Genomic DNA, 23,713 nt, shown 5'->3' on the forward strand with positions numbered 1-23,713 from the left:
AATAAACATTTCATTTATTACGGAGTTTTCTATGTGGAAATGGCTACACCCTTATGCAAAATCGGAAACGCAGTACCATTTGCTAGGGAAAATTCAACCGTTTTTAGGTTGGCTGAGTTTGATTATGTTAGCGGCTGCTTTTGTTTGGGGATTAGCTTTTGCCCCGAAAGATTACCAACAGGGCGATAGCTATCGCATTATCTTTATTCACGTGCCGGCAGCAATTTGGTCGATGGGCGTATATGGCTCAATGGCGGTTGCAGGCTTGGTGGCATTGGTTTGGCAAATTCGCCAAGCTAACTTGGCGATGATTTCAATGGCACCTATCGGCTTAGTATTCGCTTTTATTTCACTTGCAACCGGTGCAATTTGGGGCAAACCAATGTGGGGGACTTGGTGGGTGTGGGACGCTCGCTTAACTTCGGCTTTAGTGTTATTTTTCCTTTATATCGGCGTGATGGCTCTTTATTCGGCATTCCAAGACAGACAAACCGGAGCCAAAGCGGCGGCTGTGCTGTCAGTTGTTGGCGTGATTAACTTGCCGATTATTCACTTTTCGGTGGAATGGTGGAACACCTTGCATCAAGGGGCGACCATCACTAAATTCGATAAACCGTCTATGGCGGTGGAAATGTTAATTCCGTTGCTGTTAGCGATTTTCGGTAGCTTAATTTTTACCGCTTGGTTTAGCATTTGGCGTTATCGCATTGCCTTATTAAAAGATGAACGCAGCCGTCCTTGGGTCAAACAACTGGCAAAATCAGTTTAGAGTAGGAGAGAACAATGACATTTCAATTTGAATCAATCAGCGATTTTTTTGCAATGGGTGGCTACGGTTTTTATGTATGGCTCTCTTATGGTGTCAGTTTCATTGCAATGATTGGGCTGATTTGGCTTAGTCGCCGTGAACAGAAAGCGATTTTGGCTCAAGCAAAAAAAGAGATTGTGCGTGAAGAAAAATTAAAGCAAACATCACAATAAACAAGCGGTCGAAATAACTTTATTTTTGCAACGATAGCCTCATACTTCTTTATAGGTATTTGATTTGAGAAATCGCAAAACTTCCTTGAAATATCGGGAATGTTTTGCGGTTTTTTGCTATTCTTACACTAATTTATTTTTGAGTTTTTATGTAATTTTGCATTTATTTTGAAGGGTGATTACGATGAATCCAAGACGCAAATCAAGATTAAAAGTGGTGGTTTCGATATTACTTGGGCTTTCTGTCGCAGCAGGCTTGACTCTTTATGCGTTAAGCCAAAATATCGATCTGTTTTACACACCGTCTGAAATTGTGAACGGTAAAAATGATGATCCGAAACAAAAGCCAGAAGTCGGGCAGCGTATCCGTGTGGGCGGAATGGTGGTGGAAGACACAGTGAAACGTGATGATAAAACCTTGAAAGTCGTATTTGATCTCAATGATATTGGACCTTCAATTACAGTAGAATACGAAGGAATTTTGCCGGATTTATTCCGTGAAGGGCAAGGCATTGTGGCACAAGGCGTGTTGATTGAACCAACCCGTTTAAAAGCCACTGAAGTGTTGGCAAAACACGATGAAAACTATATGCCACCGGAATTGGGCGATAAATTAAAAGATCAACATAAAAAATCAGGTGTGTCTGAACAAGATTTAAAAGGTGAATCGGAAACCGATCGCAAAATGAAAGCGGAGGTGGAAGCTCAAAAAGCCAATAAACAAGGGGAAAGCAAATGATTGCAGAATTAGGCAATTATGCGTTGGCACTAGCCTTGGCGATTTCTATCTTGTTGGCAGTTTTACCGCTTTGGGGAGCAGAAAAGCAAAATAGTACCTTAATTGCTCTTGCCCGCCCGATGACTTGGGCAATGTTTTTGGCATTGACAATCTCTTTTGGTTCGCTGTTTTATCTGTTTGCGGTGAATGATTTTACCGTGCAATATGTGGTGAACAACTCCAATAGCCGTTTACCGTTGCAATATCGTTTATCTGCGGTGTGGGGCGCTCACGAAGGCTCATTATTGCTTTGGGTTTGGTTGTTGTCGCTTTGGTCTGTCGGGGTAGCAACCTTTACCCGTAAAATGCCGGAAGATGCCGTTGCTCGAGTGTTAGGATTAATGGGGGTCATTGGCATCGGCTTTTTGGTGTTTGTGATTTTTACCTCCAACCCGTTTGATAGAACTTTCCCGAATTTTCCGGTTGATGGCAAAGAATTAAACCCAATGTTGCAAGATATGGGTTTGATCTTCCACCCGCCATTGCTTTATATGGGCTATGTGGGTTTCTCTGTTGCTTTTGCTTTTGCGATTGCCTCATTAATGACCGGTCGTTTAGACACTGCGTGGGCAAGATGGTCTCGCCCGTGGACGATGGCAGCGTGGGTGTTTTTAACACTCGGTATCGTACTTGGTTCTTGGTGGGCATACTACGAACTTGGTTGGGGCGGCTGGTGGTTCTGGGATCCGGTCGAAAACGCCTCATTAATGCCTTGGCTTGCCGGCACTGCACTGATTCATTCATTAGCAGTGACCGAAAAACGAGGCACATTTAAAGCGTGGACAGTGTTATTAGCGATTCTTGCTTTCTCGCTCTGCTTAGTGGGTACTTTCTTGGTGCGTTCAGGCATTTTGGTTTCGGTGCACGCCTTTGCTTCAGATCCAACTCGTGGTTTATATATCTTAGCTTACTTGGTGTTAGTAGTAGGTGGTTCTTTACTGCTGTATGCATTCAAAGGCTCGGAAATTAAAAGCTTAGATAACTATGAACGCTATTCAAGAGAAACGATGTTACTCATTAATAATATTTTATTGATGGCGTTTCTATCGGTGGTGTTTTTAGGGACGTTACTACCATTAATTCATAAACAAATCGGCTTAGGGACAATTTCAATCGGGGCTCCGTTTTTTGACCAAATGTTCTTAATTTTAATGGTTCCTTTCTCATTCGTATTAGGGATTGGACCGTTAGTTAAATGGCGTAGAGACCAAGTTTCTGCTATTCGTAAACCTGTGATTATTGCAGCCATTTTAATGGCATTGCTTGGATTCGGGTTGCCGTACTTATTTCGTAATACCATTACCGTGAGTGTGGTGTTAGGCACGATGATGTCTGTCTTTATTGTGTTACTTAGCCTGTATGAGCTACACCAACGTGCAACCCATCGCCACTCGTTCTTAAGCGGCATTTTCAAACTGTCTCGTTCACATTGGGGAATGGTGCTGGCTCACTTAGGGGTAGCGATGACGGTGTTTGGCATTGCGTTTAGCCAAAATTTCAGCATTGAACGAGATGTCAGAATGAATGTGGGCGATAAAGCCGAGATTTTAGATTACCAATTTGAATTTAAAGGCATCAAAATCACCGATGGGGCGAACTATCAAGGCGGCACTGCCGAGCTTGAAATTACTCGAAACGGCAAATATGAAGCCACACTCAACGCTGAAAAACGTTTCTATACAGTGAGCCGAATGGGAATGACCGAAGCGGCGATTGATTGGGGCTTTAGCCGAGATTTATATGCCGCACTTGGCGAAAAGCTGGAAGATAACTCTTGGGCAGTTCGTTTGTATTACAAACCGTTCATTCGCTGGATCTGGATTGGCGGGCTGTTTATGGCTCTCGGTGGTTTACTCTGTATGTTGGATAAACGCTACCGTTTACGCATTGAAAATAAAAAAGAGGCGATAGCTTAAATGGTGAAAAGGCGAACCAATGATGTTCGCCTTTTTGGTGTTTATTGATGGCATTTCTCATAAAGTGGCAATAATGCCCGAATGGTTTGGTAGATAAATTCCACTATATCAATGTTATCCAACTCGTCCTTTTCCACATTTTTACCGATGCACCAAAAATCTTCCTCGTTGGTTAGCGTGAATGCTTGCTCTGACATCTGGCTGACGGTGCTAAAATCATCATATTCACTCTCACTTCCGTGCCAAATCTCAAAATCAGCAAACTTTTCCCGATCTAAATTTCCCCACCATTGATTGTATTGATGCACGTTAATTTGCGAGCGGTCGGCACGATAACAATGCCAATCAAGGCTCACTTGCAAACGGCGGCGATTTAAAATCACGGAAAGAATAGCGGCAGAATTTTGATTAAATTCATACTTATAATAAGCAAAAAAATGGGCTCGAACTTGCCAACCATTGCACCACTTCTCAATATGTGGTGGAGCAAACGGCTGCCCAAGCTGACGAGAAACTTCCTGATGTAGCTTTTTCCAAATTTCCCATTGAGCTTTATATTCCGCCTTAATTCGAGGGATCTCCTCAGGGCAATATTTATTCATTTGAGCAAATTGGAAGAACGGAATATTGAATAAATCGCACGAGGTTGAGCTAAGCATAAAATCTCCTTAAACCAACAAGCGGTTGCTTTTAGCTGGAAAGTTGCAAATTTCCGTGTAAAAACAACCGCTTGTATTATTGGATTAACGGCGTTCGTAAATAAACTCTACGCCTTCGTCATCTTCTTCGCTCCAATCGTCGTCCCAGTCATCATCCCAATCTTCTTCTACCGCATTTTGCATTGCTTCGTTGTGGTAGTCTTCCCATTTGAATTTGACTTCTTCAGGTGCTTTATTTTCTTCCTCCACTTCGCGTGGGTTGGCTTCAATAAAGTCCATAATATCACGAGTGAGAGCTTGCACGTTTTGACCGGTAGCGGCAGAAATTAAGTAGTAATCGCCCTCCCAACCAATTTGTTCGGCGATTTCTTTTGCTCGTTCCGCGGCTTCTTCTTCGCCGATGGTGTCAATTTTATTGAATACCAACCAGATCGGTTTTTCGGCGAGTTTTTCGCTGTATTGGTAAAGCTCGGATTCAATCACCGAAATATTATGAGCCGGATCGCTTTCATCAATCGGCATAATATCGACTAAGTGAATCAAAATACGGCAACGTTCCAAGTGTTTGAGGAAACGGATCCCAAGCCCTGCACCATCTGCAGCACCTTCAATTAACCCAGGAATATCGGCAACCACAAAACTGCGATCGGTACCCACACGGGCGACGCCTAAACTCGGCACCAGCGTTGTGAACGGGTAATCCGCCACTTTTGGTTTAGCGGCAGAGACACTGCGGATAAAGGTGGATTTACCGGCGTTTGGTAAGCCAAGCATTCCTACATCGGCAAGCAGTAACAGTTCTAATTTTAAATCACGTTTTTCACCCGGTGTGCCGTTGGTTTTTTGGCGTGGTGCTCGGTTTACCGATGATTTAAAGCGAGTGTTTCCTAAGCCGTGATAGCCACCTTTTGCGACCAGCATTTTCATTCCGTGGCGGGTTAAATCGCCAATAATTTCTTGGGTGTCGTTATCAATCGCACGAGTTCCGACCGGTACACGTAGGGTAATATCTTGCCCACGATGTCCGGTACAGCCTGCACTGCGACCATTCTCGCCACGCCCGGCGGCGTAACGTTTTTCAAAACGGTAGTCGATAAGGGTGTTCAGGTTTTCATCGGCAATTAAATAAACATCACCACCATCACCACCATCACCACCATCAGGCCCGCCTTTCGGGATAAATTTTTCACGGCGGAAGCTCACACAGCCATTACCGCCATCGCCTGCTTCTACACGAATCAGGGCTTCGTCAATAAATTTCATTTTGTTGTCCTTTAATTTTAGGGCAAATAGTGATTTGCCCCTACAGATGCAAAATTTTTCTAAAATATTACCGCTTGTAGGGGCGAAATATTTTTCGCCCTGCGTAAATTACATCTTCTCTACGGTTTTAATGCCTAATAGATCCAATCCTTGTTTTAAGGTTTTCGCCGTTAAGGCAGCGAGTTTCAAACGGCTGTTTTTGGTTGTTTCTTCGGCATTGAGAATCGGGCAAGCCTCGTAGAAACTGGAGAAGCTACCTGCCAGCTCGTATAAATATTGGCATAAAATATGTGGCATACCTTCTTTTGCCACGCCGTTTAATACCTCTTCAAATTGCAATAGTTTCACCGCTAATGCACGCTCTTTTGGCTCATTGAGTTGGATTGAACCGCTTAATGCGTTTTCATCAATATTGGCACGGGCAAAGATGGAGCGAATGCGGGTGTAGGCATACTGCATATATGGGGCAGTGTTGCCTTCAAAGGTCAGCATATTGTCCCAATCGAATACATAGTCGGTGGTGCGGTTTTTCGATAAGTCAGAATATTTCACCGAACCAATCGCAACCGCTTCAACCACAGCGGCTTTTTCTTCCGCAGTTAGCTCGGTGGAACGTTCGGAAATCAGTTTATCGGCACGTTCTACCGCTTCATCTAATAAATCTTTGAGTTTGACTGTGCCGCCGCTACGAGTTTTGAACGGTTTGCCGTCTTTGCCTAGCATCATTCCGAAGAACGGGTGTTCAAGGCTGAAACTGTCCGGCACATAGCCCGCTTTGCGGGTAATGAGCCATGCCTGTTGCATATGTTGAGCTTGGCGGCTGTCAGAAAAGACTAAGGTTCGGTCAGCTTTTAAGGTCTCGTAGCGATATTTTGCTGCCGCAATATCGGTAGTGGTGTACAAGAAACCGCCATCTTTTTTCTGCACGATTACGCCCATCGGGTCACCATCTTTATTTTTAAATTCCTCGAGGAAAACCACTAATGCACCATCATCTTCCACTGCTAAGCCTTTGGCTTTTAAATCCGCCACAATTTCAGGCAACATTGGGTTGTAGAGGCTTTCGCCCATCACATCTTTTTCGGTGAGCGTAACATTTAAGCGATTGTAGTTCTCTTGATTGTGGTGCATCGTAATATCGACTAATTTTTTCCACATCGTTAAGCAATACTCATCGCCGCTTTGCAATTTCACCACATAATTACGGGCTTTTTCAGCGAATTCTTCGTCTGAATCGTAATGCTCTTTTGCCGCACGGTAGAAGGCTTCTAAATCGCTTAGCTCCATTTCACTGGCGTGTTCGTTTTCCATTTTTTCAAGGTAAGCGATTAGCATACCGAATTGAGTACCCCAGTCGCCAACGTGGTTGGCACGAATTACATTATTGCCTAAAAACGCAAGGGTGCGAACTACCGCATCGCCAATAATGGTAGAACGCAAATGCCCGACGTGCATTTCTTTCGCCACGTTCGGCGAGGAGTAGTCGATTACGATCGTCTGCGGATTTGCAGTTTTTATGCCAAAATTGACCGCTTGCAAGGCACTGTTAGTGTTTTCCGCCAGCCATTCCGGGTTTAAGAAAATGTTGATAAAGCCCGGACCGGCAATTTCTAATTTATCGGCAATGCCGTTTAAATCTGCGTTATCTAAAATTTTCTGAGCAAATTCACGCGGATTCATTCCCAATTTCTTTGCTGCACCCATCGCCCCATTCGCTTGGTAATCGCCAAATTCCGGCTTACCCGATTGGCGGACTAAAGGCTCGACATTGCTGTCTGCACCGCTTGCTACCATTGCCTGTTTAATTTTATCTGATAAAATTTGTTGAATATTCACTGTTTAACCTATTTAAATTTTATTTACAAAAAAATGGACAAGATTATAGCAGAAAATGCAAAATTTTTCGAGAAAATGACCGCTTGTTTTGGTGATTTATCGCAATTTGAACAGAAAATCCGACAAATTGCTGAAGTTGCGGGGATTGATTTGAGCATTTATCAAATTGATCATCTAGCAGTGAGAATGAACCAAACCGAAACCGCGGAGCAATGGAAAGCTGTTTTGCTCGAGGGGGCAACCTTACTTAAAGAGAGTGAGGTAAACGGCAGACCGATAGGGTTGTTTACCTTAACACAAGCGGTCGAATTTTGCGGACAATTTGTAAAAATTGTCGAGTTGCCTTTTCCGAAAAATAAGGTGTATTCACAAGAAGGCTGGGAACATATTGAGCTGGTTTTTCCGATGTTAGACAACGAAAGTTCGGAACAATGGGTGTCAAGGGCATTGTCGCACTTTAGACTTACTGATAATTCTGAGATTAAATTAAAAATCAGCCAACCTCAGGTAGAAGGGGAGAGATTGCCAAATCCAAGCATTGCGATCAGCTTGAGAAATGTAACTTTTTGTAATCCTTATTGTCTAAAGCTCCACCCTTATGATATAAAAAGTGTAATTATGTCAGAAAATTAACGTTTCGGAGAACAAACAAAATGAAAAAATTAGGTTTAACTGTTGCATTAATGTCAAGTTTTGCTTTAGTTGGCTGTGCAAATACAGACATTTATAGCGGTAGTGTTTATTCGGGATCGCAAGCAAAAGAAGCCCGTTCTATTGCTTATGGCACAATTTTATCTGTGCGTGATGTTAAAATTCAAGCAGATAGCCAAGGCGTAATTGGTACTGTTGGCGGTGGCGTATTAGGTGGTGTGGCTGGTAATGCGATTGGTGGTGGTACTGGGCAAGCTATTGCAACTGCAGTAGGAGCAGTTGCCGGTGCGGTAATTGGTAATCAAGTAGAACAAAAAGCGAGTCAAGTTTCTTCTTTAGAAATGGTGATTCGTAAAGATGATGGTAAAGAAATCGTGGTCGTTCAAAAGAAAGAAGACGGTTTTGTGCCTGGCAAACGCGTGAGAATCGTAGGGTCTAATTCAGACCTGAATGTTTCTCTGCTTTAATTTTAGTTTTCCTGAGGGACTTTTATAATGAAAAAATTTTCTTTAGCTGTACTAGCTTCATTAACTTTAGCAGCATGTACTGCAGATGTTTATTCTGATAAAGGTAATGCAACCGTGTTATCAAGCAAAGCAGTTTCAAATGATGTTGTTGAGTTAGTAGTTCAACGTGATAACGGTGAAACCGTGACTCTAACTCGTGAGTATGACGCTCATGCAGCGGTTGGTGCTCGCGTTCATCTTGCCGATGAAATCAAAAATGAAGATGGCGATTTAAAAACGATTAGACGTTATGAGTTTAAATAATCTCTTATAGATTATCGATAAATGTAAAACCGGTATTAATTTATGATTAATACCGGTTTTTTATGCGTTGTTTATTGAAGTTTTTCAGCAAGCATTGCTTCTAATTTTTCTTGGTCGATGGCAAATTTGCGAATACCTTCCGCTAATTTTTCGACCGCCATTGGGTCTTGATTATGTTCCCAATAGAATTCTGCTTCTGTCATTGGTTGTGGGCGAGCTTTCACCTCACCTTTGTATTCTAGCTTGCGTACTAAGGTTTCATTACTTTCTTGTAATGCTTTTAATAGCGGAGGTGCGATAGTCAAACGATCACAGCCGGCTAATTCGATAATTTCGCCTACATTGCGGAAACTCGCTCCCATTACCACCGTATTATAACCATATTGTTTATAGTAGTTATAAATGTTAGTTACGGAAATTACACCTGGATCTTCCGCAGGAGCGTATTCTTTACCTTCATTTGCTTTATACCAGTCTAAAATACGACCAACGAATGGTGAGATCAAATAAACACCTGCCTCAGCACAAGCACGAGCCTGAGCTTGAGAGAATAATAAGGTTAAATTACAGTTAATACCTTCTTTCTCTAAAACCTCAGCAGCACGAATTCCCTGCCACGTTGAAGCAATTTTAATTAAAATGCGATCATTACTCACACCAGCTGCATTATAGAGCGCAATGAGTTTGCGTGCTTTTGCGATGGTTTTTTCTGTGTCGTAGGAAAAACGGGCATCAACTTCAGTAGAAATACGTCCCGGAACCAGTTTTAAGATTTCTAAGCCAATATTGACGGCTAATTTGTCTTCCGCATCGACTAATTGTTGTGCTTTATCGCTGCTTTGTGATTTAGCATAAGTTACAGCATCTTCAATTAATGGAGCATATTGTGGTAGTGCTGAGGCACTTAAAATTAAAGATGGGTTAGTTGTTGCATCTTCTGGTTTATAAAGTTTCATAGCTTCAATATCACCAGTATCGGCAACAACAACAGTTACTTTACGTAATTCATCTAATTGGCTCATATTTATTCCTTATATATGAAGTTAATATTATTTGGAGAATATGACGAATAATAACAGTAACTCCTCCAAAAGAGTAAATAATTTTGTGAGATAGATCACATTTTTATAAATTTGCTGTATTAAACTGGTTTTAATCGGTTTAAGTTAGTGAATAAATGTACAAAGCGCCGTAAAAATACGCAAGCGGTGATTTTTTTCAAATTTTTTACAAAAACCGCTTGCGTTGTTTTTGTTTTTCCCTATAATACGCAGCACACAACGACGCACTGTTGTGAACGATTTAAAATTGATTTCCAGTGCGTCGTTTCTTTTTGTTCTTTAACAATTTATCAGACAATCTGTGTGGGCACTTGTTGATTGACTTGATTGAAAATATTTTTTTAATTTTGAAGTCTTAATAGGTGCTAACTAGAAATTCATTACTTTCGTTTAACCTGATTTTAATTAGGTTTAAATTTGAAAGTGCGATTTTATGTCAGCAGTATTGAGCGATTAAACTTTTTGAATTGAAGAGTTTGATCATGGCTCAGATTGAACGCTGGCGGCAGGCTTAACACATGCAAGTCGAACGGTAGCAGGAAGAAGCTTGCTTCTTTGCTGACGAGTGGCGGACGGGTGAGTAATGCTTGGGAATCTGGCTTATGGAGGGGGATAACTACTGGAAACGGTAGCTAATACCGCGTAATGTCTTAGGACTAAAGGGTGGGACCATTTGGCCACCTGCCATAAGATGAGCCCAAGTGGGATTAGGTAGTTGGTGAGGTAAAGGCTCACCAAGCCCGCGATCTCTAGCTGGTCTGAGAGGATGACCAGCCACACTGGAACTGAGACACGGTCCAGACTCCTACGGGAGGCAGCAGTGGGGAATATTGCACAATGGGGGGAACCCTGATGCAGCCATGCCGCGTGAATGAAGAAGGCCTTCGGGTTGTAAAGTTCTTTCGGTGACGAGGAAGGCGACTGTTTTAATAGAACAGTCGATTGACGTTAATCACAGAAGAAGCACCGGCTAACTCCGTGCCAGCAGCCGCGGTAATACGGGGGGTGCGAGCGTTAATCGGAATAACTGGGCGTAAAGGGCACGCAGGCGGTTGTTTAAGTGAGGTGTGAAAGCCCCGGGCTTAACCTGGGAATTGCATTTCAGACTGGACAACTAGAGTACTTTAGGGAGGGGTAGAATTCCACGTGTAGCGGTGAAATGCGTAGAGATGTGGAGGAATACCGAAGGCGAAGGCAGCCCCTTGGGAATGTACTGACGCTCATGTGCGAAAGCGTGGGGAGCAAACAGGATTAGATACCCTGGTAGTCCACGCCGTAAACGCTGTCGATTTGGGGATTGGGCTTTAAGCTTGGTGCCCGTAGCTAACGTGATAAATCGACCGCCTGGGGAGTACGGCCGCAAGGTTAAAACTCAAATGAATTGACGGGGGCCCGCACAAGCGGTGGAGCATGTGGTTTAATTCGATGCAACGCGAAGAACCTTACCTACTCTTGACATCCAGAGAACCTTGTAGAGATACGAGGGTGCCTTCGGGAGCTCTGAGACAGGTGCTGCATGGCTGTCGTCAGCTCGTGTTGTGAAATGTTGGGTTAAGTCCCGCAACGAGCGCAACCCTTATCCTTTGTTGCCAGCGATTCGGTCGGGAACTCAAAGGAGACTGCCGGTGATAAACCGGAGGAAGGTGGGGATGACGTCAAGTCATCATGGCCCTTACGAGTAGGGCTACACACGTGCTACAATGGCGTATACAGAGGGCGGCGAGCCAGCGATGGGGAGCGAATCTCAGAAAGTACGTCTAAGTCCGGATTGGAGTCTGCAACTCGACTCCATGAAGTCGGAATCGCTAGTAATCGCAAATCAGAATGTTGCGGTGAATACGTTCCCGGGCCTTGTACACACCGCCCGTCACACCATGGGAGTGGGTTGTACCAGAAGTAGATAGCTTAACCGAAAGGGGGGCGTTTACCACGGTATGATTCATGACTGGGGTGAAGTCGTAACAAGGTAACCGTAGGGGAACCTGCGGTTGGATCACCTCCTTACCAAAATCGAGAACGACAGCAAGTGTTCACACAGATTGTTTGATAAAAGAAGACAAAAACCGAAGGTCATCCGTTGGGTCTGTAGCTCAGGTGGTTAGAGCGCACCCCTGATAAGGGTGAGGTCGGTGGTTCAAGTCCACTCAGACCCACCACTCAGAAGGCAAGCGAAAGCGAAGCGACTATGAGTGAAGAAAACGGAAGATGAAATGGGGATATAGCTCAGCTGGGAGAGCGCCTGCCTTGCACGCAGGAGGTCAGCGGTTCGATCCCGCTTATCTCCACCAATCATCGTGACTTTATCATCATACCTAAGATTACAAGCGGTTAAAAATACCGGATTATTTGCAATTTTAGGTATGATGATAGGCGAAAGCCATTATCTTTGTTCTTTAACAATATAGAAACAAGCTGAAAAACTGAGAGATATTTCAAGTTCGTTACGCATAAGTAATTATACATAAGTGATAACGAATAAATTGAAAGTCTGAGTAGTAAAAAAATCTTGACTGAACAAAAGCAGTCAAGTGTTTAGTTGTAAAACTGACTTCATTGTTTTTTACTTTTTATTTCTAAGAAGTTTTAGAAAACATTTGAGGTTGTATAGTTAAGTGACTAAGCGCACAAGGTGGATGCCTTGGCAATCAGAGGCGATGAAGGACGTGCTAATCTGCGAAAAGCTTGGATGAGTCGATAAGAGGCGTTTAATCCAAGATGTCCGAATGGGGAAACCCAGTAGGTGAAGAACCTACTATCACCCAGTGAATACATAGCTGTGTGAGGCAAACCGGGAGAACTGAAACATCTAAGTACCCCGAGGAAAAGAAATCAACCGAGATTTCGTTAGTAGCGGCGAGCGAACGCGAAAGAGCCAGTTAGTGATAGCAGTGAAGTTAGGGGAATGTTCTGGGAAGGACAATCGTAGAGGGTGATAATCCCGTACCTTAAAACTCCATTGTGGTACTAGGCTAACAACAAGTAGGGCGGGACACGTGATATCCTGTTTGAAGATGGGGGGACCATCCTCCAAGGCTAAATACTCCTGATTGACCGATAGTGAACCAGTACTGTGAAGGAAAGGCGAAAAGAACCCCGGCGAGGGGAGTGAAATAGAACCTGAAACCTTGTGCGTACAAGCAGTGGGAGCAGATTTATTCTGTGACTGCGTACCTTTTGTATAATGGGTCAGCGACTTATATTTTGTAGCAAGGTTAACTGAATAAGGGAGCCGAAGGGAAACCGAGTCTTAACTGGGCGTCTAGTTGCAAGGTATAGACCCGAAACCCGGTGATCTAGCCATGGGCAGGTTGAAGGTTGGGTAACACTAACTGGAGGACCGAACCGACTAATGTTGAAAAATTAGCGGATGACTTGTGGCTGGGGGTGAAAGGCCAATCAAACCGGGAGATAGCTGGTTCTCCCCGAAATCTATTTAGGTAGAGCCTTGAGCGGACACCTTCGGGGGTAGAGCACTGTTTCGGCTAGGGGTCCATCCCGGATTACCAACCCGATGCAAACTGCGAATACCGAAGAGTGATACTCAGGAGACACACGGTGGGTGCTAACGTCCATCGTGGAGAGGGAAACAACCCAGACCGCCAGCTAAGGTCCCAAAGTCTATATTAAGTGGGAAACGAAGTGGGAAGGCTTAGACAGCTAGGATGTTGGCTTAGAAGCAGCCATCATTTAAAGAAAGCGTAATAGCTCACTAGTCGAGTCGGCCTGCGCGGAAGATGTAACGGGGCTCAAATATAGCACCGAAGCTGCGGCATCAGATGAAAGTCTGTTGGGTAGGGGAGCGTTGTGTAAGTCGATGAAGGTGGATTGAGAAGTCTGCTGGAGATATCACAAGTGCGAATGCTGACATAAGTAACGATAAAACGAGTGAAAAACTCGTTCGCCGGAAGACCAAGGGTTCCTGTCCAACGTTAATCGGGGCAGGGTGAGTCGGCCCCTAAGGCGAGGCTGAAAAGCGTAGTCGATGGGAAACGGGTTAATATTCCCGTACTTGTAATAACTGCGATGTGGGGACGGAGAAGGTTAGGTTAGCAGACTGTTGGATGTCTGTTTAAGCCGGTAGGTGGAGCGTTTAGGCAAATCCGGACGCTTATTAACACCGAGAAGTGATGACGAGTCTCTACGGAGATGAAGTAACTGATACCACGCTTCCAGGAAAAGCCACTAAGCTTCAGGTTATTATAAACCGTACTATAAACCGACACAGGTGGTCAGGTAGAGAATACTCAGGCGCTTGAGAGAACTCGGGTGAAGGAACTAGGCAAAATAGCACCGTAACTTCGGGAGAAGGTGCGCCGGCGTAGATTGTAGTGTCTTGCACACGAAGGTTGAACCGGTCGAAGATACCAGCTGGCTGCAACTGTTTATTAAAAACACAGCACTCTGCAAACACGAAAGTGGACGTATAGGGTGTGATGCCTGCCCGGTGCTGGAAGGTTAATTGATGGTGTTATCGAAAGAGAAGCTCCTGATCGAAGCCCCAGTAAACGGCGGCCGTAACTATAACGGTCCTAAGGTAGCGAAATTCCTTGTCGGGTAAGTTCCGACCTGCACGAATGGCATAATGATGGCCAGGCTGTCTCCACCCGAGACTCAGTGAAATTGAAATCGCCGTGAAGATGCGGTGTACCCGCGGCTAGACGGAAAGACCCCGTGAACCTTTACTATAGCTTGACACTGAACATTGAATTTTGATGTGTAGGATAGGTGGGAGCCTTAGAAGCAGTCACGCCAGTGATTGTGGAGGCGTCCTTGAAATACCACCCTTTAACGTTTGATGTTCTAACGAAGATTGCGGAACGCGGTCTCGGACAGTGTCTGGTGGGTAGTTTGACTGGGGCGGTCTCCTCCCAAAGAGTAACGGAGGAGCACGAAGGTTTGCTAATCACGGTCGGACATCGTGAGGTTAGTGCAATGGTATAAGCAAGCTTAACTGCGAGACAGACAAGTCGAGCAGGTGCGAAAGCAGGTCATAGTGATCCGGTGGTTCTGAATGGAAGGGCCATCGCTCAACGGATAAAAGGTACTCCGGGGATAACAGGCTGATACCGCCCAAGAGTTCATATCGACGGCGGTGTTTGGCACCTCGATGTCGGCTCATCACATCCTGGGGCTGAAGTAGGTCCCAAGGGTATGGCTGTTCGCCATTTAAAGTGGTACGCGAGCTGGGTTTAGAACGTCGTGAGACAGTTCGGTCCCTATCTGCCGTGGGCGTTGGAGAATTGGTTGGGGCTGCTCCTAGTACGAGAGGACCGGAGTGGACGCACCACTGGTGTTCCGGTTGTGTCGCCAGACGCATTGCCGGGTAGCTAAGTGCGGAAGAGATAAGTGCTGAAAGCATCTAAGCACGAAACTTGCCAAGAGATGAGTTCTCCCACACTATAAGTGTGTAAGGGTTGTTGGAGACTACGACGTAGATAGGCTGGGTGTGTAAGTGTTGTGAGACATTGAGCTAACCAGTACTAATTGCCCGAGAGGCTTAACTATACAACGCTCAAATGTTTTTAGGCTTGTTTTTGTATTGAGAAGAACGAATAAAGAAAAGATAAAGAAATCATAAGATAGAAAGGAATTTTCCCGACGACAAGAGTGCTGTGGTCCTACCTGACCCCATACCGAACTCAGAAGTAAAACGCAGTGACGTCGATGGTAGTGTGGTGATTCGCCATGTGAGAGTAGAGCATCGTCGGGGTTTTAATTTTAAGCGGGATTAAGTGAAAGCGAAAAGTGACAAAAGCGGAAACTTAATCAAAAGCGAAGCGCAAAGCAAAAACGAATAAAAAGTAAAAAGCTAAGAACAAGTAAATAAAAAGAAGAGCCGCCTGTAGAGATACAGGCGGTTTTTTGTTGTGGTGGTAAAGGTAAAAAACTCACGGAAAATGACCGCTTGTTAGGATTTTGTGAGTGAAGAGTAGAGGTAAAATAGTAAGCCTTTTTAACCAGTTTATTTATTGTACCTATTTTAGAAAAAAGTAGAAAAGAGATATTAGGTAAACTCATAGTGCAAAAGAATATAGAAAAAACTGCTTGTGTAGAAATGGTGCTTAGTTCAGTCCTCAGCTAAAATTTTAGAAAAAAAGCATAGAGATTTTTTACCTCTATGCTTTTTATTGTATTGACTATAATTTAACGCCAAGCCTTGAATTGGTTAATTAAACCATTTGTGGAGCTGTCGTGGCTGTTGATTTTTTCATCGGTTTCGAGTTCGGGTAAAATGCGGTTTGCAAGCTGTTTGCCTAACTCCACGCCCCATTGGTCGAAACTGTAAATGTTGAACAGCACGCCTTGCACGAAGATTTTGTGTTCATACATTGCAATTAATGCCCCTAAGCTGTACGGGGTGATTTTTTGCACCAAGATAGAGTTGGTCGGTTTGTTTCCGCTGAACACTTTAAACGGCACGATTTCAGCTACTTCTTCCAACGTTTTACCTGCATCTAAAAACTCTTTTTCAACTGTTTCTTTTGATTTACCGAAAGCTAGTGCTTCAGTTTGAGCAAAGAAGTTAGAAAGCAGTTTGTTGTGATGATCGCTTAACGGATTGTGAGTTTGTGCCGGTGCGATAAAATCACAAGGAATTAATTTTGTGCCTTGATGAATGAGTTGATAGAATGCGTGCTGACCGTTAGTTCCCGGTTCGCCCCAAATAATCGGACCTGTTTGGTGAGTAACCGGTTTGCCGTCACGCCCCACAAATTTACCGTTTGATTCCATATTGCCTTGTTGGAAATAAGCCGCAAAGCGGTGCATATATTGGTCGTAAGGTAAAATCGCTTCTGATTCAGCACCTAAGAAATTATTATTCCAAATGCCAACTAAAGCTAACGTAGTTGGAATGTTTTTCTCAATCGGCGTGATTAAGAAATGTTTATCCATTGCGTGAGCACCGGCAAGTAGTTGCTCGAAGTTCTCAAAACCTAATGAAAGGGCAATCGAAAGCCCGATAGCAGACCATAATGAGTAGCGACCGCCAACCCAATCCCAAAATTCAAACATATTTGCAGTATCAATACCGAATTTTTCCACTTCTTTGGCATTGGTTGAAAGTGCCACGAAATGTTTTGCTACCACAGATTCATCTTTGGCTGAATCAAGTAGCCATTTGCGAGCCGACAGGGCATTGGTCATCGTTTCTTGAGTGGTAAAGGTTTTTGAAGCCACTAACACTAACGTGGTTTCAGGATTAACTTTACGCAACACTTCAGCAATATGCGTGCCGTCCACGTTAGACACAAAGTGCATATTAAGGTGATTTTTATAAGGGCGTAATGCCTCTGTTACCATATAAGGACCTAGATCCGAGCCACCAATACCGATATTGATCACATCAGTAATCGCTTTGCCGGTATAGCCTTTCCATTCGCCGGAAATAACACGCTCGCAGAAATCTTTCATTTTCGCTAACACGGCATTCACTTCCGGCATTACATCTTTGCCATCTACTGCGATAGGCGTATTGGCACGGTTACGCAGTGCAACGTGCAATACGGCACGGTTTTCAGTGCGGTTGATTTTTTTGCCGGAGAACATCGCATTTTTTGCTGATTCCAAACCACATTCATTTGCCAGTTGGCGAAGTAAGGTTAAGGTTTTTTCGTTAATCGCATTTTTTGAAAAATCGACTAATAATTGATCTTCAAAACGGAGGGAATATTTGTCGAAACGGTTTGGATCTTCGGCAAAAAGTTGAGGAATAGAAAGGTTATCTGCTTTATGTTGCTCTAAGGCATTCCAAGCAAAAGTTTGCACAGGGTTAATTTTTTGCATCTGAGTTTCCTTATACTAAATTAAAAAATCGATTATTCGTCCGTTTTTTGAGTTAGTTCATCAAGACGTTTTTCTAATTCGGTTAATTTTTCACGAGTGCGGAGTAACACTTGAGATTGCACGTCAAATTCTTCACGAGTGACAACATCAAGACGGGCTAATTGGGCTTGAAGGATTTGCTTAAATTTTTCATCTAGATCATTACCGACATTTTTTAAGCTTTGCGGTAAGGCGTTATGGAGTTGTTGAGCAATCGCTTCTAAATTCTTCGGCGTGAGCATATTTAAATTCCTTACTATAAATGAGTATCTCAATTTTATTGAATTTTGGGTTTAAGAGAAAGCAAATTCTTTGTAAAATATCACCTTTCGCAAAATACAAGCAAAAAAAGACCGCTTGTATTTTTTATTTGTGGTTCGTAAACCTCCCACACAAAAAAACTAAGGACACAAAATGACTCATCAAAAACCAAAAGCCGTTGTGATTTTTTCCGGCGGTCAAGACTCTACCACTTGTTTATTCCAAGCTATTGCTGAATTTGGCAAAGAAAATGTGGAAGTCGTTACCTTTCAATATGGGCAACGCCATTCGATTGAACTTGAAAAAGCACGCTGGATTTCTAACGATTTAGGCGTCAAACAAACGCTGATTGATACTTCGGTGATTAAAGCGATTACTACCAATGCGTTAATGGATAATAATGCTGAAATTCAACAACAAGGCAGCACACCCAATACCTTTGTGGATGGGCGTAATGCCTTATTTCTGCTTTATACCGCCATTTATGCCAAAGGGCAGGGCATTCAAACTATTTTTACCGGCGTGTGTGAGACCGATTTTAGTGGTTACCCCGATTGCCGAGATGTATTTGTAAAATCAATGAATGTAACGCTAAATTTAGCGATGGACTATAATTTCAACATTCGCACGCCATTGATGTATTTAACTAAAAAAGAAACTTGGGCATTAGCAGATAAGCTGGGTGCTTTTGATTATATTCGAGACCATACCCACACCTGTTATTTAGGCGTTGAAGGTGGTTGCCACGACTGCCCGAGTTGCGTATTGCGAGAAAAAGGCTTGAATGAATATTTAGCAGAAAGGGAGGTAAGCAATGTTTAAAATTGCCAAAGAATTCAGTTTTGATATGGCTCATATGCTAGATGGACATGATGGTAAATGCCAAAATTTACACGGACATACCTACAAATTGCAAGTTGAGGTGGCAGGTGAGCTATTTCAAGAGGGAGCTAAAAGAGGAATGGTAATGGACTATTCGGATCTAAAAGCAGTCGTAAAACAACATATTTTAGAACCGATGGATCACGCTTTTATTTACGACTTACAGAGTGAACGTGAAAGCCAAGTCGCACAATTATTAATTGATTTAAACTCCAAGGTTTATGGTATCCCGACTCGCACCACAGCGGAAGAAATGGCGAAGTATATGTTTGAAAAACTAGAGAAAGTGGGCTTACCGGTTAGCCTAATTCGCTTATGGGAAACACCTACTTCTTATTGTGAGTACAGCAAATAATGGCGGAGTTAATTTCAAACCCTCGTTTTCCGATTGTTGAGATCTTTGAAAGCTTACAAGGGGAAGGCTTTAATACCGGAATGCCGGCTATTTTTGTACGTTTTGGCAAATGCAACCTCACTTGCCCTTGGTGTGATACCAACTATAACCAATTTGAGCAATGGACGTTAAGCGATATTCTTGCCAAAGTAAGAGGCTATTCTGCGAAAAATGTGATTATTACCGGAGGAGAACCAACGATTCAGCCCAATTTCTCGCTATTACTTAATCAACTAAAAAAAGAAGGCTATTTTTTAGTGATAGAAACCAACGGCTTAAAAGAGGTTCCGGCACAAATTGATTATATTGCGACCAGCCCAAAGCGAATGTACCAAGAAAAGTATCAACGTCGTTGCATTGAATTTGCGAATGAAGTTCGTATTGTCGTTGATGGAGAAGTACAGGGTTTCTGTGAGCAAATAGAAAGCCAAATTAAGGCTGAGCATTATTATCTTTCACCTTGCGAAGTGGAGGGGAAAATGAACCTGCTGGAAACCATTACTCAGTTAGGTCTGTTGAATCAGCGCTCCAATAAACCTAAGTGGCAGTTGAGTATTCAAACACATAAAATCGTTGGGATTGAATAATTATGTTTAGGGCGGATTAATATTCGCCCTATTTATATGAGCTAGTTTGAAAAGCTGTTTTCTATAATGCTGTTAAATCAATATTCAGCAGTTTTGCCATTCCTTGAGCCTTACGGCGAATTTCTTGCCATTCTGAGTGTGGACCTGAGCCTGCCACAATGCCGGCTCCTGCATAAAGTGTGATTGAATTTTGTGAAATTAACGCAGAACGGAGTGTTACGCAAAATTCGGCTTCCTCGTTCCTCATTACGCCTAATGTACCTGCATACCAATGGCGGGTAAAAGGTTCATTCTCAGTAATAAAACCCTTTGCTTTTTGGCGAGGCAAGCCGGCAACAGCCGCGGTTGGGTGGATTTTGTTTAAGCAATCTACATCTAAGGTGTCCGGTTTGAGCGTTGCTTGAATCTGGCGGCGTAGGTGTTGCACATTATGCAAACGCTTAATTTTTGCCTCGGATACTGCAAATTCGGTCACGCAATCTTTGAGTTGGTTTTCAATGTCATCAACCACTAATTGATTTTCATAGATATTTTTGGGATCACTTAACAGCCATTGGGCATTGAGTTCGGTTTGCACTTCACTGGTGGTAACCGCAGCGGTTCCGGCAAGGGCTTCGGTAGAAAAGCGTAGCCCTTGGCGTTGATATAGCCGCTCAGGGGTTGAGCCAAGAAAGGCAACATCAGCACTTTCCGCCCATAAAAAGTGATAACAACCTAAATTTGTTTTTTGGCTTTGTGCCAGCAAGCTGTAAGCACAAATCGGTTGCTCAAACTGAAGTCTCATCGCATTTGCCAATACCACTTTTTGAAAATCGCCCTGCTCAATGGAGACAATCGCTTTTTCAATATTGGCTTTCCATTGCTCAAAATGGCTGGTGGCACTCATTGAAACGAGCGGATTATCCGTTAGTCCTAATTCGGTAATTTGGGGGAAATTTGCAAGAAATTGTTCAAAAATAACCGCTTGTTGTTCAAAGTTATCACTATCAAAGTAGAAGCAAGCGGTTAAATTTTGCTGATTTTTTACCAATGAAAATTGGGGCAAAATAAATTGCGTATTGCCTTCAAATTGTAGCCCGCCGATTAAAGGGAAATGATGTTGCTGAATAAAAGACTGTGCCGTTTCTAGCGTATGAAATTGGCGAAGTGTGCCAATGGTGGCAATGGTCTGATCTGTATCACGATATTGCAGAAAAAAGTGAGGGTAGCTTGTTTTTTGTGTTTTCAACCAACCGAGTAGCGGAATATTTTCCTCCAATAGCGGCATAGAGGCTTGAATGGCGACCAATCCTTGCTCTCTTCCCACTTTTGAGTAACTTTTTGTAAGTTCTTGTTTTAATTGATGAAAAATAAGCATTTGCAAAAAAATCAGAAAAAGAAACCGCTTGTTTTTAGCTGATTGAAAAAAAGGTCTCCATTTTAACGTATTTCCTCTTTTTTTTCCTCCCAAATTAGAGTAATGTTTACAAATTCATTCCGAATTACCGATTTTTTGAACAGCGGGATGAGACTACAATTAAATAATACATTATAGGAAGTTTACAATGGATCGTTTTCCCAAATCAGATAAGTTAGCTCAGGTTCGTTACGATATCCGTGGGCCAATTCATAAAGAGGCACTTCGCTTAGAAGAAGAAGGGCATAAAATTTTAAAATTGAATATCGGTAACCCAGCCCCTTTTGGCTTTGAAGCACCCGATGAAATTTTAGTGGATGTGATTCGTAATCTTCCAACCGCACAAGGCTATTGTGATTCAAAAGGTTTGTATTCCGCCCGTAAAGCGATTGTGCAATATTATCAATCAAAAGGTATGCGTGGTATGGATGTAAACGATGTTTACATTGGTAATGGTGTATCTGAGTTGATCACAATGTCGATGCAGGCATTATTAAATGATGGTGATGAAATTCTGATTCCGATGCCGGATTATCCGTTATGGACGGCAGCTTCAACCCTAGCCGGTGGTAAAGCGGTGCATTATTTGTGCGATGAAGAAAATGAGTGGTTCCCTGATCTTGAAGATATTAAATCAAAAATCACACCTCGCACTAAAGGGATTTTGGTTATCAACCCGAATAACCCGACCGGAGCAGTGTATAGCCGTCAAATTTTGCTGGAAATTGCAGAACTTGCCCGTCAGCATAACTTAATTATTTTTGCTGACGAAATTTATGAAAAAATTATCTATGATGGTGCGGTACATCACCATATTGCTGCTCTTGCACCGGACGTATTAACCGTAACTTATAACGGTTTATCCAAGGCGTATCGTGTTGCCGGTTTCCGTCAGGGCTGGATGGTGCTGAGCGGTCCGAAACATCAAGCTAAAGGTTTTATTGAAGGCTTGGATATGCTTGCCTCGATGCGTTTATGTGCTAATACGCCGATGCAACACGCTATTCAGACCGCATTAGGTGGTTATCAAAGTATCAATGAATTTGTGTTGCCCGGCGGTCGTTTGCTGGAACAAAGAAATAAAATGCACGAATTATTGGTACAAATTCCGGGCATTAGCTGTGTAAAAGCGAAAGGGGCGTTATATATGTTCCCGAAAATTGATACCGAAATGTACGGCATTAAAGATGACCAAAAATTCATCTACGACTTGTTGCAACAAGAAAAAGTGTTATTGGTACAAGGTACCGGTTTTAACTGGAAAAAGCCGGATCACTTCCGTGTGGTGACTTTGCCTCATACTGACCAAATTGAGGCGGCAATCGGGCGATTGGCAAATTTCTTAAAAACCTATCGCCAAGATTAGGAAGCAGCCTAATTTCCCCAGCTAAAACAAGAATGTTTGGCAATTAATCGCTTGTATAGGCCCTAGATCCTACAAGCGGTTATTTTTCTCTCAATTTTTACCAATAAAGGACGCTCGTGCGTCCTTGCAAAATTTGTCTCTATGTTAAAAGGCATTCTGTTATCGCTTTCCGCCTCCGTGCTGTTCGGCTGTATGTATTATTTAGCCACTTTCCTCAAACCACTTTCAGGCGTGAGCATTTTCGGCATTCGTATGGTAGTCACGCTACCTTTTCTTTTTTTGGCGTTATTGTTGCTCAAAAAACAAACTGAATTTATTGCTTTCTTAACCCGCCTGAAAAACGAGCCTTATTTGCTACTGGTGGTGTTAATTACTTCGGCGATTGTCGGCGGGCAAATGTGGTTGTTTTTATGGGCACCGAATAGTGGTAAAGCAATTGAAGTATCAGTGGGCTATTTGTTGATGCCGATTATGATGGTTGCCTTTGGTAAACTGGTTTATCAAGAACCCCTTTCTTTTAACAAATGGATTGCGATTGGATTTGCCTTTGTAGGGGTTGTCAGCAATATTGTGCTCACCGGAAAACTGTCGTTAGAAAGTCTGTTTGTTTGCACCGGCTACCCGATTTATTTTTATCTTCGGCGTAAATTTGGGCTAAGCCATTTACACAGTTTTGTGTTGGAAATTCTGTTTTTAATTCCGATTTCGCTCTATTTTATCGGTCAAACCGATATGGCTTATGTGGAAAACCAAAACCCGCAAATTTATTTTTTTATTGCCTTACTGGGGCTAATCAGTGGGGCGGCGTTAATCAGTTACACGCTGGCAAGCACGATTTTACCCTTTAATTTGCTTGGATTGCTTGGCTATGTCGAGCCTTGTGTGATGCTGCTGATTTCGTTTTTAATTGGTGAAACCTTAGCCAAAGAATCTTATCTTTTAATGGCTTGTTTACTGATTGCAATTTTATTTTTAGTGCTAGATGGTATTATCAGTTTGCATAAACAGAATAAAAAACGCAGGCTTGCAGAGAAAGTTTGATTTGCAAATCATTGAGCATTTTTAACCGCTTGTCAGTGGCATAAAAA

19 protein-coding genes, 2 tRNA genes, 3 rRNA genes and 1 riboswitch are annotated in these 23,713 nt (G+C 42.9%); of the genes, 17 read left to right on the forward strand and 7 right to left on the reverse strand.

Annotated elements, in window-relative coordinates; genetic code table 11:
- Positions 1-31 precede the first annotated feature (31 nt).
- The 4 genes from EL242_RS04950 (at position 32) to EL242_RS04965 (ending at position 3,675) form a co-directional block, all read left to right on the forward strand.
- A complete protein-coding gene (locus EL242_RS04950) occupies positions 32-769 on the forward strand; it encodes a heme ABC transporter permease (protein ID WP_126301734.1) in 738 nt (245 codons plus the stop codon).
- A 14-nt stretch (positions 770-783) separates the two neighbouring features.
- On the forward strand, positions 784-981 hold the full coding sequence (gene ccmD / locus EL242_RS04955) for a heme exporter protein CcmD (RefSeq protein ID WP_006248488.1): 198 nt from the start codon (positions 784-786) through the stop codon (positions 979-981).
- Between the two features lie 184 nt (positions 982-1,165).
- Positions 1,166-1,720: a cytochrome c maturation protein CcmE gene (gene ccmE / locus EL242_RS04960; RefSeq protein WP_126301735.1), complete on the forward strand. Its 555-nt coding sequence runs from the start codon at positions 1,166-1,168 to the stop codon at positions 1,718-1,720.
- Positions 1,717-3,675 carry a heme lyase CcmF/NrfE family subunit gene (locus EL242_RS04965; RefSeq protein ID WP_126301736.1) on the forward strand — a complete coding sequence of 653 codons (1,959 nt, stop codon included), beginning with the start codon at positions 1,717-1,719 and terminating at the stop codon, positions 3,673-3,675. The genes ccmE and EL242_RS04965 overlap by 4 nt, the downstream gene beginning before the upstream one ends.
- Before the next feature lie 41 nt (positions 3,676-3,716).
- Here EL242_RS04965 and EL242_RS04970 read toward each other — a convergent pair whose 3' ends face one another.
- The 3 genes from EL242_RS04970 to argS all read right to left on the reverse strand — a co-directional run bounded on the left by EL242_RS04970 (position 3,717) and on the right by argS (position 7,433).
- Positions 3,717-4,334, reverse strand: coding sequence for an HI_0552 family protein (locus EL242_RS04970; RefSeq protein WP_126301737.1), 618 nt, complete (start codon positions 4,332-4,334; stop codon positions 3,717-3,719).
- Between the two features lie 84 nt (positions 4,335-4,418).
- Positions 4,419-5,597 carry an Obg family GTPase CgtA gene (gene cgtA / locus EL242_RS04975; RefSeq protein ID WP_126301738.1) on the reverse strand — a complete coding sequence of 393 codons (1,179 nt, stop codon included), beginning with the start codon at positions 5,595-5,597 and terminating at the stop codon, positions 4,419-4,421.
- Positions 5,598-5,705: 108 nt separating this feature from the next.
- Positions 5,706-7,433: an arginine--tRNA ligase gene (argS, locus tag EL242_RS04980; protein ID WP_126301739.1), complete on the reverse strand. Its 1,728-nt coding sequence runs from the start codon at positions 7,431-7,433 to the stop codon at positions 5,706-5,708.
- A 33-nt stretch (positions 7,434-7,466) separates the two neighbouring features.
- On the opposite strand from argS, the gene EL242_RS04985 reads away from it, so the two are divergent.
- From EL242_RS04985 to EL242_RS04995, 3 genes are read left to right on the forward strand one after another with little or no spacing between them, the layout of a single operon-like run.
- Positions 7,467-8,066 carry a VOC family protein gene (locus tag EL242_RS04985; RefSeq protein WP_126301740.1) on the forward strand — a complete coding sequence of 200 codons (600 nt, stop codon included), beginning with the start codon at positions 7,467-7,469 and terminating at the stop codon, positions 8,064-8,066.
- Positions 8,067-8,086: 20 nt separating this feature from the next.
- Entirely contained in the window at positions 8,087-8,551 is a 465-nt protein-coding gene (locus EL242_RS04990) for a glycine zipper 2TM domain-containing protein (RefSeq protein ID WP_126301741.1), read from the forward strand.
- A gap of 27 nt (positions 8,552-8,578) precedes the next feature.
- Complete coding sequence (locus tag EL242_RS04995; protein ID WP_126301742.1) at positions 8,579-8,854, forward strand: deoxyribose-phosphate aldolase; 276 nt, start codon at positions 8,579-8,581, stop codon at positions 8,852-8,854.
- 71 nt (positions 8,855-8,925) lie between these two features.
- Here EL242_RS04995 and tal read toward each other — a convergent pair whose 3' ends face one another.
- On the reverse strand, positions 8,926-9,876 hold the full coding sequence (tal, locus tag EL242_RS05000; protein ID WP_126301743.1) for a transaldolase: 951 nt from the start codon (positions 9,874-9,876) through the stop codon (positions 8,926-8,928).
- A 503-nt stretch (positions 9,877-10,379) separates the two neighbouring features.
- Between tal and EL242_RS05005 the strand changes: the two genes are divergently transcribed.
- The 5 genes from EL242_RS05005 (at position 10,380) to rrf (ending at position 15,625) form a co-directional block, all read left to right on the forward strand.
- Positions 10,380-11,919, forward strand: a 16S ribosomal RNA gene (locus tag EL242_RS05005).
- A 75-nt stretch (positions 11,920-11,994) separates the two neighbouring features.
- A tRNA-Ile gene (locus tag EL242_RS05010) sits at positions 11,995-12,071 on the forward strand.
- Positions 12,072-12,127: 56 nt separating this feature from the next.
- Positions 12,128-12,203 (forward strand) — tRNA-Ala (locus EL242_RS05015).
- Between the two features lie 318 nt (positions 12,204-12,521).
- Positions 12,522-15,420, forward strand: a 23S ribosomal RNA gene (locus EL242_RS05020).
- An 89-nt stretch (positions 15,421-15,509) separates the two neighbouring features.
- Positions 15,510-15,625: ribosomal RNA gene (gene rrf, locus EL242_RS05025) — 5S ribosomal RNA — on the forward strand.
- Together the 16S, 23S and 5S rRNA genes with 2 tRNA genes alongside form the textbook arrangement of a ribosomal RNA operon.
- 434 nt (positions 15,626-16,059) lie before the next feature.
- Here the strand turns inward: rrf and pgi are convergent.
- Together pgi and ubiK are read right to left on the reverse strand one after the other, a co-directional pair.
- Positions 16,060-17,700, reverse strand: coding sequence for a glucose-6-phosphate isomerase (pgi, locus tag EL242_RS05030; protein ID WP_126301744.1), 1,641 nt, complete (start codon positions 17,698-17,700; stop codon positions 16,060-16,062).
- Positions 17,701-17,732: 32 nt separating this feature from the next.
- A complete protein-coding gene (gene ubiK, locus EL242_RS05035; RefSeq protein WP_126301745.1) occupies positions 17,733-17,981 on the reverse strand; it encodes a ubiquinone biosynthesis accessory factor UbiK in 249 nt (82 codons plus the stop codon).
- 124 nt (positions 17,982-18,105) lie between these two features.
- Positions 18,106-18,150: riboswitch (PreQ1 riboswitch) on the forward strand.
- Positions 18,151-18,153: 3 nt separating this feature from the next.
- Between ubiK and queC the strand changes: the two genes are divergently transcribed.
- From queC to EL242_RS05050, 3 genes are read left to right on the forward strand one after another with little or no spacing between them, the layout of a single operon-like run.
- Positions 18,154-18,822 (forward strand): 7-cyano-7-deazaguanine synthase QueC, encoded by a 669-nt coding sequence (gene queC / locus EL242_RS05040; RefSeq protein WP_006249202.1) that lies wholly within the window; start codon positions 18,154-18,156, stop codon positions 18,820-18,822.
- Complete coding sequence (gene queD, locus EL242_RS05045) at positions 18,815-19,237, forward strand: 6-carboxytetrahydropterin synthase QueD (RefSeq protein WP_006249203.1); 423 nt, start codon at positions 18,815-18,817, stop codon at positions 19,235-19,237. The genes queC and queD overlap by 8 nt, the downstream gene beginning before the upstream one ends.
- Positions 19,237-19,863, forward strand: coding sequence for a 7-carboxy-7-deazaguanine synthase QueE (locus EL242_RS05050; RefSeq protein ID WP_126301746.1), 627 nt, complete (start codon positions 19,237-19,239; stop codon positions 19,861-19,863). The genes queD and EL242_RS05050 overlap by 1 nt, the downstream gene beginning before the upstream one ends.
- A gap of 61 nt (positions 19,864-19,924) precedes the next feature.
- Here EL242_RS05050 and EL242_RS05055 read toward each other — a convergent pair whose 3' ends face one another.
- A complete protein-coding gene (locus EL242_RS05055; protein ID WP_126301747.1) occupies positions 19,925-21,220 on the reverse strand; it encodes an isochorismate synthase MenF in 1,296 nt (431 codons plus the stop codon).
- Positions 21,221-21,407: 187 nt separating this feature from the next.
- Between EL242_RS05055 and EL242_RS05060 the strand changes: the two genes are divergently transcribed.
- Together EL242_RS05060 and rarD are read left to right on the forward strand one after the other, a co-directional pair.
- Entirely contained in the window at positions 21,408-22,625 is a 1,218-nt protein-coding gene (locus EL242_RS05060; protein ID WP_126301748.1) for a pyridoxal phosphate-dependent aminotransferase, read from the forward strand.
- Positions 22,626-22,766: 141 nt separating this feature from the next.
- Complete coding sequence (gene rarD / locus EL242_RS05065) at positions 22,767-23,666, forward strand: EamA family transporter RarD (RefSeq protein WP_126301749.1); 900 nt, start codon at positions 22,767-22,769, stop codon at positions 23,664-23,666.
- Positions 23,667-23,713 lie beyond the last annotated feature (47 nt).

Origin of the sequence: Mannheimia haemolytica, from assembly GCA_900638155.1 — a bacterium.
Classification (GTDB): domain Bacteria; phylum Pseudomonadota; class Gammaproteobacteria; order Enterobacterales; family Pasteurellaceae; genus Mannheimia; species Mannheimia glucosida.